The 11,601-nt window shown below is 39.6% G+C and carries 7 protein-coding genes and 1 pseudogene; 3 read left to right on the top strand and 5 right to left on the bottom strand.

The genetic code is table 11. From position 1 onward, the window contains the following. Positions 1-2,806, bottom strand: a pseudogene (locus VB775_RS08415) (hypothetical protein); the annotation flags it as partial. Positions 2,807-3,426: 620 nt separating this feature from the next. Here VB775_RS08415 and VB775_RS26405 point away from each other — a divergent pair. Next, entirely contained in the window at positions 3,427-3,531 is a 105-nt protein-coding gene (locus VB775_RS26405) for a transposase-like zinc-binding domain-containing protein (RefSeq protein ID WP_416235812.1), read from the top strand. 241 nt (positions 3,532-3,772) lie between these two features. On the opposite strand, the gene VB775_RS08410 is transcribed toward VB775_RS26405, so the two are convergent. Next, positions 3,773-4,687, bottom strand: coding sequence for a GGDEF domain-containing protein (locus VB775_RS08410; RefSeq protein ID WP_281009767.1), 915 nt, complete (start codon positions 4,685-4,687; stop codon positions 3,773-3,775). Positions 4,688-5,504: 817 nt separating this feature from the next. Here VB775_RS08410 and VB775_RS08405 point away from each other — a divergent pair. Next, positions 5,505-7,820, top strand: coding sequence for an NACHT domain-containing protein (locus VB775_RS08405; protein WP_281009768.1), 2,316 nt, complete (start codon positions 5,505-5,507; stop codon positions 7,818-7,820). A 237-nt stretch (positions 7,821-8,057) separates the two neighbouring features. Further along, positions 8,058-8,546 (top strand): hypothetical protein, encoded by a 489-nt coding sequence (locus VB775_RS08400; RefSeq protein WP_281009769.1) that lies wholly within the window; start codon positions 8,058-8,060, stop codon positions 8,544-8,546. A 153-nt stretch (positions 8,547-8,699) separates the two neighbouring features. On the opposite strand, the gene VB775_RS08395 is transcribed toward VB775_RS08400, so the two are convergent. From VB775_RS08395 to VB775_RS08385, 3 genes are all read right to left on the bottom strand, one after another. Further along, entirely contained in the window at positions 8,700-9,434 is a 735-nt protein-coding gene (locus VB775_RS08395) for a hypothetical protein (RefSeq protein WP_281009770.1), read from the bottom strand. A gap of 106 nt (positions 9,435-9,540) precedes the next feature. Further along, the gene (locus tag VB775_RS08390) at positions 9,541-9,873 is read right to left on the bottom strand and encodes a hypothetical protein (protein WP_281009771.1); all 333 of its coding nucleotides are present in this window, start codon (positions 9,871-9,873) and stop codon (positions 9,541-9,543) included. 210 nt (positions 9,874-10,083) lie between these two features. Continuing rightward, positions 10,084-11,490: a PRC-barrel domain-containing protein gene (locus VB775_RS08385; protein WP_281009772.1), complete on the bottom strand. Its 1,407-nt coding sequence runs from the start codon at positions 11,488-11,490 to the stop codon at positions 10,084-10,086. Positions 11,491-11,601: the final 111 nt, after the last annotated feature.

Genomic DNA, 11,601 nt, shown 5'->3' with positions numbered 1-11,601 from the left:
GAGCCACCTTGAGTTGCAAAAGCTCCAAATTAGACATCGCATCGGCAGTGATATCACCAGATTTAATAAGCGTATGGGGCATATCACCCAGATTAAAATCCGACAAAAAGTAAATAACATCACCATCTTGAAAGCGATCGCCCGCCTTCCTGCCAAAACATTGCTGAACCGTCGCCAAAATATGGCGATCAATAAACGCCGCAAAATTAGGATCTTTATCAATTGGATGTAACCCTGTCATTGCTACATAATCAGCACGCAGCATCGCAATATTGGCGCAAGGAGTACCCACAATCACAAAAGTTTTGGCAGATTTAAAATCATTAGAACCACGAGAATCGCGGAACCAGAAGCCATGAGCATCAGACTTAGCAAACTTTTTAAAATCAATCACCCTAGTAGTTGGATCAAGGTTAGTAAGATGAGCAATAATTGCTTCAACCTTTGCCGTCTTCTCCTCACGACGCTGCATTCCTAAACGCCCCAGATTATGCACCTGAAAAATCTGAGGCATCACCAACACACCTGATTGCTTAATGGTATGGACAGGAGCATCAAGACGCATTTGCAGATCCGTCACATCAACCGTAGCATCCAGATAAAGATTGGCTGCTGATTTGCGAGCGATATCCTGTAAGCGAGAGTCACCCAGAGAAACCGTTAACTTTTCATATTGAATATGCAAGTCACCGTGGGAAATAGCTTCAGAAAGAATATCTAAAAACTCCACCAGCCATTGCTTTAAAACCTCACGGTCAATCTTTTGCCTAATTTCATCAGCATGGAAAGTAGTTTCTCGTTTCAGCAAAGCGTGGAACTTAGCCAACTCCCGCTTATCCTTACCTGTAGCATTTTCAAACTCAGAATCAGCAATGCCATCAACCGTATCGAGAATTGATAGATCTGGTTTCAGCAACTCCGCCAGCAAAGTTGTATCAATAACTTCAGGAATAGCCGATTTAATCCCATGAAAATCCAGCCCGTAGTAAGACTTATCACCCAACAACCCATGCAATTTATTCAGCACATCAATAATTTGCTGCTTATGGTCAAGATGAGAACGAGTTAGCAAAGCGATCGCCTGATCCACATCCTCACGACTAACCGAGATTTGACGCATCGTTGTCAAACTTTCCGAAACCTCCTCCCAGATAAGCAAAGTTTTTGAATAATCAAACTCAGTGGGACTAGGCAAACTCGCAGGATGCGATCGCAAGATTTTAGAATTAAAAGCGATCGCCCTTTGGTGACGAAAGCCAAACCCATCACCCGAACTACCACGACAAGCATTAAGCAAAGGACAAGTCTCACAAATGACCTTCGTATCAGCAACTCCTTTATCCCGCAGAGATGAAATAGCCCCAGTCCGAGAGCAATTTGCCTGAGTATGCACAGACTCGCCCGACTTAGCGCGACGCAACTTACCAGATTTATTAGTCAAACCATTGTGACGCGCAGGCAAAATCTCCCAATCTTGTAAAGTGGGAGTCGTGACATTACGCGAATCATTAGATATATAGATAATCCGCTCAACATCATTAAATAACTCAGGACGCAAGCGCCCCGCATCATAACTTTTGCCCGTACCCGTCGCTGAAGCATCAAGGACATGTTTGTGAGTTAGTAATGAATCACGCCAAGTTTCCAGCCTTGCCCCAGCCTCATATACAAATTTAGGTAACGTGGGTTGAGGCGATCGCCTTGGTTTGTCAGATTTCTGAGCAAAACCATTAGCCGCCTTCTTGGGAAAAAGCTTATCTTTCAGCCATTGGAGCGGCGAAAACTTAGGCTTGGGCTGGTAATTAGCAATCTGAAAAAACTGCTCAACCGTCAAAAGCTGAATCGCTGCATCACCAGATAACTCATCAATATCATCATCAGTTTTAGCAACCTGACCCCACCAGAGAACATCAACCGCAAAATCTAGCTCACTTAAGAAATCCAGATTTTTCTCATGGCGGCGCATTACTGATGAATTAGTAATGTCACCCGCATCGATCGCATATTCCAACCTTGTCAACTCAGGTTTAGCCCAAATTGCATCAAAATAACTTTGTAAAGTTTTTTTACTAGCTACAAACTGACCACCCGAAGCACCAATCGCTACACAACCACGTAACTTAGCAGCAAGATAGGGCTTAACTCCTGTCCCTTCAACCAAGACCACACGCTGACAATCAACCTGAATATCACCATGAAAAGCTAAAGGCAACTCACCATTTTGTTGTTGTGCTGAGATCCCAAAAGGCTTATGCCAGCGATAGCGTCCTGAATCAGCATCACGTAAACGGATTTGAAAGCCGAGAATTTTGCCATCAGGATTCTTAATTGGCAGTATATAGCCAGAATTAGTTGATTTAGCATCTAAATATTGAATTTCTAGCTCAGATAAGCCACGACTTTCTAAATCAGCCTTATCTAAACTGTTTAAATCAAGTTTCTGCAAATAATTTTGATAGAGGCGATCGCGTTGGGCAGCATCAGGCAACTTCGCCAAACCATCTTGCTTCGCCTTTTGTTGAGCCATCCGTAGTTTTAAATTTCGGTCACGACGCTCTAGGCGATCCGACTCAGACTCAGGACGTTTGCGGACATACTTACCCGCAAAGTAACTGCCATTTGTTTCGCCCAGATATTTCCAATCAGGCAGATCGGCATCACTGGGATGGGTCATGCACAGAACAAAATCTTGATTATCAGAGGCAGTTCGACATTTACCTGTGATGTCATCGCAGATCGGGCAAGGATTATTTGACTTAGTTGGTGAAAACTTTCGGGAAGAATACTGGTTATTTAGGGAGATCATTATTTTTGACCTCCAATGAGCTTGCTAAGGTCGATCTTAAAAAAGATTCGCACCTGCAAGAGTTGCAAAATTAAAAACATCTAGATTGTCCTGATTGTAAGGTTTGTAGCGATTTCAATCAGGAAATAAACAGACTTTTTGAATTCAGTTCGATAATCAATAATTGCTTTTTGCAAAATTATTAAAAATTTGCAGCAAAAACTGTTGCTAAACTTGTATCTTGCGTTAAGATATAAGAAAGCGCTGAACAAAATTGCCCGTCTAAAAGCAACATCTGTCCATTCCTGGATATTAAATTTAAAAAACCTTCGGGTTTACAAGAAAGCTAGTGGTTTGCAGTCACTGGCTTTTTTGTGTTTGAAGGGGAAAACTAACTAAGTAATCTCCTGTAGATAAAAAACTGCTATTCAAGCATACAGCGATCGCTCTAGATCTGATCTATAAAAGATCAAAAAAAGATCAAAATTTCATAGATATCAGTCTGAATAGGTTTGTCACACTTATATACTGTCACCTAAGACACCATTTTTGAGCAATAGCTAGGCTTTAGAATGGTAGTACGCCAGATGTAAGCATAAAATCATAAAAGAACTTTTAGACACTTAATTATCAATGCCAAATTGACCACATCTTTTGAATCACCCAACTGTGAATCAAAAGATGTGGTCAAAAATGGTTTTATTTATAACGGGAATCAAAATCATAAATGTAAATCCTGTAACTGAATGTCAGTTCGACGCAAATGGTGAAAACTGGTAAGAATCGCTTAGCGATTCTTACCAGTTTTCACCATTTGCGTCGTGCTTCGCACGACGCAAAGAGCCATATCGAACTCACGTTAACTGATGTTACGTGAAAAGCTGAGATTGGGGCTTGGAGACCAAGCCCCTACCGTGCAAATATGTAGGGATTTGGTCTCCAAATCCTCTTTTAGGATGACATGGGAACATGATGACGCTCTTTGTTCTACGTAACATCAGCATCTAAAATAGATTCATCAAACAGCATAATTCTTTGATCTGTCCCCTTCGATCTATACATAGCCCGATCTACTTGTCTAAATAGGATTTCAGCCGTCTCGCCATCCCTAGGACATATCGCGATCCCAATTGTGGCACTGATAGAAACTACTATTCCGTCCAAATCACATTTTTGAGAAATCTCCTCAACCATCTTGTTGGCAAGGCTAATCGCATCAGATTCGTGTTTTATATTTAAAAGGAGGCATATAAATTCATCACCTCCCCATCGACTGACCATATCTTCACCCCGCACAGCATCTTCTAAACGCCTTGCTATAGTGATCAGTAGCTTATCGCCAATATCATGACCATAGGAATCATTGATGTTCTTAAATTTGTCTAGGTCAATGAACATAACCGCTAGTTTCCAGCCATATCTTCTTGATTGAGTCAATCCATGATCTAGACGCTGCTCTAATAGCAAACGATTTGGTAGCCCCGTTAATGAGTCATGCAGTGCAATATATAGTGCATCTTTCTCTTTGATCTGGGATTTTGATAAATCAGCACGTATATCAAATAGCTCACTCTTTGCCTGCTTCAGTTCTGATTCGATATCAATTCTTTCAGCAACCTGCTTGGCAAGTTCAGTGTTAACTTGATGTAAATCGCCTACAGCTTTATTCATCTTTCGTTCAGCTTCTTCATTCTGAGCGATCGCTTGTTCAATAGTTGGATATGGGAAATAAATTTTTTTATCTTGCTTGAAAACTGCATTTACTGAACTTATTTGATCGGCAACTTTTTTGACATTTTTTTTGATTTCCTCACTTTGATCAAGAACAAGTTTAAGAGGAATGTTTTCAGTACTTTCTGAATGCTCCAATGTATTCGCATCTACTGTAATTTTGGTATCCATATTGTTCTTCATACTGATGAAAGGCTATGGCTTTTGAGTGACATTCGGTGAGAGTGTCTTTAAGCAGTTAATCCTTGGGTGGGAAGGGAGGAGGATTTAGTTAGGAGCAAGGAGGTAAAACTTATCAAAATATGCTCGATTGTAGCTAGTTAGTATTTTTAGTATTTCAAGCTTTACATTTCATCATTAGAGATAATGTATAAACAATTGATTGATTTGTATAAGATGTTTTAGAACGTTTTAATTCGTTACAATAAACTAGAGTAGTTAGTAAAAAACTGAAAAATAAATTTAGTGTTAAATGTAAAATCAAATCTAACTTGTATAAATTGACAGATATATAACCTACAATAAAAAAGTTGGAACTTAACACAAACCAACTAAACTTAGAGATAGTCCACAAATTGTCCCTAAGTTTAAATGCAGGTTTTAAATCATTTTTGCTTAACTATCAAATACGAACTGATTTTCTATAATGTATTCTCTGTAAGTCTTTGAAGGCATCGAAGAATAAATTTGGGGTTGTTGCAATCCTCTAAAAAATCCCCCTCAATTAGCCATTAAAAATAATTCTTGAAATAAATTATGATTAATAAAAAACTAGAAGATAATGTTTGCAATGAATTTGGGTCTGATTTTCTGAATTTATAGCAAAGTATAAATAAATTATTATATTAAAAAATGTTTGTGATGTTAGTGTTATATTTTGATTGACTTAATTACAAATATTTATTTTTGAAGTCTTAGGCTTCTAATTCTTGTTTGAGTAATTGGGATATTCTTAAATATACAAAATATACAAGAGCTTATTACCCTTATGGCAAAGAGATCGCTACAAGCATCACCAGCAGGGGTAAAAAAGGCTAAACAGCAATTTGCTCTCAAAGGCTGGACTCAAGAATATCTCGCTAATGAAGTTGGGATCAAAACTAGACAACCGATTTGGCGCTTTTTTGATGGTCAGGCGATCGAACGTTATACATTTTTTGAGATTTGTACAAGATTAGATTTAGATTGGCGAGAGATTGCCCTAGATCCTCCCCTCGAATATATCGATCGCAATGAAGATGGAAGCATTGACTTAACTGAATTAGGGATAGATGCTCTTGTACAAACAGTGCGATCGCATCGGCGCGAAAAAATTAATCACCAATGCGGCATCTTGCAGCTATTGGATGTACCTCGTCCTATCAAAATCGAGCAGATTTATATCGATGTCAACATCCTAGAACAGATAGCCAGTCAACAATGGCTGGAAATTGCATCAATCAATAGTCTCGCCCCTGAAGATATTGATCGCTTTGGTCTGGGCAAAATCGTCGAAAGCCAAATTCCGGGGATGCAGGCTGTTGCAAAGTATAACAAGCTCAGAGTATTAGGAAAACCGGGTTCTGGAAAATCGACATTTCTCAAGCATCTTGCCATCGAATGTAATCGTGAGCAATTTGTTGAAAGTCAAATTCCTATCTTTATTAAACTTCGAGATTTTGCGGAAAGCCGTAGAGAACAACAGCGTGTTGATTTCTTAGAATTTATCCATCAAGAATTTCTAACTACTGATATTTCGCAACTATCGGTGATTAAGAAGTTACTACAAGCAGGAAGAATCCTACTTTTGATCGATGGAATGGATGAAGTAGCCCATGAAGAAGAAAGTGTTATCCTCAATGAAATTCGACGATTTTCCGAGAAATACCACAAAAACCAATTTGTCGCAACCTGCCGCACAGCCTCCCAAAAGCTAGCTCTACAAGGTTTTACAGATGTGGAAATTGCCCCGTTCACCCAAAAGCAAATTACTGATTTTTCGCAAAAATGGTTTGTTGCTTTTACCCAAGATTATAGTGATGGAGTAGATAATTCACGCAAATTTATAGAGAAGCTGGAATTGCCTGAAAATTGGAGGTTTAGACGCATGATTACTACGCCTCTATTTTTACATCTTGCCTGTTCCATATTTCATCGTCAAGGCAAATTTCCCATTAAGCAAGCCGAGTTTTATAAGCAAGGAATGGATTTACTTCTCGGAAAATGGGATGAGGCGGAGGGCATTGAACGAGATCAAATATATCGTGGATTTTTGTTGCCGCAAAAACTTAAATTATTGAGCCAAATTGCCTCAGCTACCTTTGAGCAGGGTCAGTATTTCTTTGAACAAGGAGCTGTAGAGCAGTATATTGGTGACTATCTAGTAAGCCTTCCCGATGCTAGTACTGATCCCGAAGAAATCCAGCAGGCGAGTGAGGACGTATTAAGAGCGATTGAGTCGCAGCATGGATTGTTAGCAGAACGGGCGAGAGGTATCTTCTCATTCTCCTATCTGGCTTTACAAGAATATTTCACTGCTCGTAAGATTGTTGCTAATCATAACCTGCAAGCCCTAGGTCAGTCATTACAGGGGCTTGTGAATCATATTACCGATCCCCATTGGCGAGAAATCTTTTTGCTAACGGCGAGTATGCTCCGCAGTGCCGATGGCTTAGTGGAATTAATGAAGCAACAAATTGATGCGCTTGTTTCTGAAGACCCACATCTACAAGATTTTTTAGCTTGGGCGAGTCAAAAATCACAATCTAATCCATTAGAAACGAAATCTGCAACAGGTCGTGCTTTTTATCTTGCCCTCACCCGTGCGCCCAATCTTGCCCCTGATTTAGCTTTAGCTTGTACATTAGATCAGGGTGAATTTTTAGATGCGGCTCTTGATGATCTATTACGCGAATCTGTGCTCGAAAATAGTAAGGATTTTGCCTATGTCCATGCCTGTGGCGACGCTCTAAGCAATATTTTAGGAATCGTTGTTGACATTGGATTTCATAAATCATTACAGCAACTCAGCGATCAATTGCCTAATAACAATCATACGAAGGCAAGTTTTGATAACTGGTGCAACAAAAACTATGCGACTTGGGTAATCAAGTTACAGGAGGCGATCTCAGCCCATCGCAATATCGGTAACAAATGGGAATTTAGTCTTCCTCAAGAACAGGCTTTGCAGTATTATTACGATGCTAATCAACTACTGCTTGATTGTCTCAATAGCAATTGTGAAGTTACGGCTAGTATTCGTGAAGAGATAGAAGCAACTTTGTTACTACCACAACAAGAACTCGAAGAACGCGAATGGGAATAGTCTTGTGGACTTTAGGTTTGAGTACAAGGCGATGTAAGTAGCTGACCATTACCTATCAAACCAAAACCAAGAAAAAATCAGAAAAAGTTGCAAAGCAACTTTTTCTGATTTTTTCTTGGTTTGATAGCAAAGCACTGTATTACACTTTGCAACAAGATCAATCAATTTAGAGATCTCACTTATCAAGTCAATCATTGCTCTGACAAGGTAATTACAGAAACCTTCAGGAGATTATAAATGACTATATTAGCTGAACAAACCCCAATGCATCCTGACGAAATCAACAGGGCTCATGGGCATACAGTCGATGGTGAAGGATTGCTAAACAACTATGCAATTGTGCCAGAGATGATATACATGGAGGGACAATCTTCTCTGTCTGAATTAACCAATAGAGTAACTGTTGTTGATATCTTTGACTCTGAAGAAGACGCGAAACAGGCTGTATTGGAGATGGAGCAGAAAGGTTTGCTTATTGCTCATATTTCTATTGTTGCTAAAGACTATAAAGAGCCTCAAAGTGTAATGAATTGGGAAAACATTACTGCAGAAGGTGGCTTGGAAGTCACTTTAACTAATTTGGGAATTAGTGCACATGCCATTGCATTATTTGTAGAAGCAATTGACAACGGCAAGTTCTTAATTATTGAAGTTGGTAGCGATCGCGAAGCTAGTCAGGTGCAGCATGTACTAGAGAAAGTTGGACATTCCCTGCAAGAAAACTAATACCAAAGCCTAAAATGGTTATGCCATTTGGGGCTTTCAAAATTTTTTTGGCTTTGTGACTTAAAGCACCTTGCCGATCAAAAGAGCCACAAGAAAAAAAGCGTTGCAAAGCAACGCTTTTTTTCTTGTGGCTCTTTTTTTGATTCGCAAAATTTAAAAGTTATAACCAATCCCTACCAATATTCCCAGATCGGTAGTACGCAAAAAAGCTAAATTTGCAGCTACATTGATTGTAAAGCTTGATGATAGAGGGATATCAAACCCTGCGGTAAGCATTGGACCAACACTACTATTAGAGCCAGTATTAATCGCAATTCCACCACCTAGATAGGGAGAAAACTGCAAATCTCCAAAAGACTGTTGAGGCGCAAGATCATAGGTTACAGGCAGTAAAATAGTAGCAAAGTCTCTGAGTATGAGAACACTAGGACGAACTGATATAACTTCAGTCAAACCAAGTTTGCTAATAATCGCAAAGCTTGTCCCGCCTAAATCACTTCCACCAGTTACACCAAAGTTAGCTCCAACTCCTAAATAGCTTGGTCCCGATCGCGTGGATCTAAAGATAAGGTTACCGTTGCTATCAGTGGGAGGCACGATCTGAGAAATGGTGATTGCTGAGCCTTTGAGGCTAGTTGCCTTACTTTGGGAATTCTCAGTTAAAGTGGCGACTGTTGGTATTTTATCTTCTGATAATTGAATGAAATTTTCAACTTGCTCTAATTTTGTTGAGGGTGTTACAGGTTTAGCGACTTCGTTCTTCTTGACTGCGATCGCGCAGTCTTTTACCCATCCACAATTAGAAGAATTAATTGTCTCAGCTTCTACTCTAGTTACAAGGTTGCTAAATACCAATAGAGCTAGCCCAGCTAGAAAATTGAGTTTCATTATCTATTCCTTTATGAATTATTTCAGTTGTATATTGTCTAATTTGTCATAGCCATGGTTGACTTCATGCATGAATTGATTGAGTCTAAATAAGCTTAATAACAGCTTAAGAATTTTCACTTAGTTCAGATTCGATGTTGTATTTATCAGCAACTTGTTTGGTTAGTTCGGTATTAATCTGATGTAAATCTTCGGCAGCTTTATGTACTTTTTTCTCGGCTTCCTCATTCTGAGCGATCACTTCTTCAACGGTTGGAAATGGTGGCATGACTTTATGATCATTTTTAAGAACTGCATTTACTGAGCCGAGTTGATCCGCAGCATTTTCTAAATCTATTGTGATTTCTTTGCTTTGATCGAGTATATGTTTGAGAGAGATGTCTTTATCCAGTAGAGGCTCATTAGAAGTGCTTAAATCAGCTTTAATTTTATTATCCATATAAACTAACGTGAGTTCGATATCGCCATTTGCGGTGTGCAAAGCACGCCGCAAATGTCTAAAAATGGTAAGAATCGCTTAGCGATTCTTACCATTTTTAGCTTTCGTCGAACTGACGTTAAACTAGATAAAAGATTGTTCCGCCTGCTACGAGGGTGGAACAATCTTTGGTTGGAGGGGTTAATTATGCCTAGCTACTTAAATAATGCATTAATTTAAAGCGGCTTTGCCAGAATCTTGAGCGCGTAAATCTTCTAGAGATAGATTTGGAGTCTCCGTATACACTGAGTCAAGTAGGACTTCTAAGACATCAGCATTACGGGAAATAGCGATCGCCTGATGCGTGATCAATTCACCAATATTGAGAATCACCTCATCATTGCGATCGAGAATCACGCGAGTTACAGGACGACCTAAAGCACCTTTGATCCTTTTGTCTTCAATAGCTTGATTGCCATGCTCCTGCAAATTGCTAGCAGTTTCTTTCACTTGCTCCCATAGCCCCTTTGCTCCATCCTTAACCTGTTGTCCGACATTAGAGCCAGTAACTCTCAATGCGTCACCTGTAGTTAAACCCACCGCTTCTAATAGAGCTTGTTCTTGATGATGAGCTTTTGCTCTTTCGATTACCTTTGGGGTCACAATTTGACCTTCTACGGCTACAACTGAGCCTTCAGGTGTGAAAATCATCTTGTTCACTCGCCGACCTTGGGAATGCTCGATACCAATATTTGTACCCAGCCCTGTAACTGCATCTGATAATCTTTTGCTAAGTCTCTCTGTTACAAGTCCTCCCGTTGCATGATAGAGATCATTGGTCATATTCAGATTCCGAGCAGCCAAGATATGAGATGAATTCACAACCTGCCCTTCATAAATTAAAGTTATGCTGTCGGTAGCTTCTAGAGTTTTTTGAGCAACTTTTCCTAATACAAAAATTTCTTGTTCTTCAGGATCAACAACAGCATTAGTAAAGCTAGTGCCTGCAAATGTCGTCGCTTCTTGAAACTTCTCACCTGTAAATTGCGCCGCTTCTTGAGCTTTTTCTTCTGTGAATTGCGCCATTTCCTGAACTTTACCACTTGCAGTTTGCATCGCTCCTCTAATCCCACCGACTTTCTCTTGCATTAAGTCAGCAGTCTCTGAAGGTACAAAGGCGATATCTTCTCCAATCTTCAGGGTGTCAGGAGCAGGGACAAAGGAACGTCCAGAATAGGCATCAGCAAAGATGCCACCAGATACTTCATACCCTTCGATCGCTCCAGTATTGTCATCAAAGTAAAGGTCAACCATTGTTCCCAAATCACGACCATCAAGGGTCATTATTCTCGTGCCTTTCAAGATGTTATCTTTTTCTAAAATACTTTGAATTTGAGGAAATTCGACAGCAGAATCGATCGCACTTCTAGATGAGACAATTACAGCATCAGTCCCGATTGCTTGAATATTTGCTAAGGGTAGCACCAATGCATTACTAAACCAACCACCTTCATCAACAAGAAATCCCAATAGTTGATTACTCTCTTGATCAAAAACCAAGTCCATAATCGTTCTAAATTCTTCCCCAGAGTCATAGGCAACTATAGGTTTCCCAATCATTCCTTTACCGTTACGCATTCCATTCTCCTAAATTTGGTGAAAGTAAATCTTAATTTCTTAATTGATGTTACGTAGAACAAAGATCGCCATACTGTTTTCATATCAACTTAAAAGAGGTCTTGGAGACCA

It is taken from the genome of Pseudanabaena sp. CCNP1317, assembly GCF_034931345.1.
Classification (GTDB): domain Bacteria; phylum Cyanobacteriota; class Cyanobacteriia; order Pseudanabaenales; family Pseudanabaenaceae; genus Pseudanabaena; species Pseudanabaena galeata.
This window is presented reverse-complemented; position numbering and strand designations above follow the sequence as displayed.

Coding starts and splice junctions, on each gene's coding strand:
- VB775_RS08385 (WP_281009772.1), bottom strand. CDS start 11,490: ATGCGTAACGGTAAAGGAATGATTGGGAAACCTATAGTTGCCTATGAC.
- VB775_RS08410 (WP_281009767.1), bottom strand. CDS start 4,687: ATGGATACCAAAATTACAGTAGATGCGAATACATTGGAGCATTCAGAA.
- VB775_RS08390 (WP_281009771.1), bottom strand. CDS start 9,873: ATGGATAATAAAATTAAAGCTGATTTAAGCACTTCTAATGAGCCTCTA.
- VB775_RS08400 (WP_281009769.1), top strand. CDS start 8,058: ATGACTATATTAGCTGAACAAACCCCAATGCATCCTGACGAAATCAAC.
- VB775_RS08405 (WP_281009768.1), top strand. CDS start 5,505: ATGGCAAAGAGATCGCTACAAGCATCACCAGCAGGGGTAAAAAAGGCT.
- VB775_RS08395 (WP_281009770.1), bottom strand. CDS start 9,434: ATGAAACTCAATTTTCTAGCTGGGCTAGCTCTATTGGTATTTAGCAAC.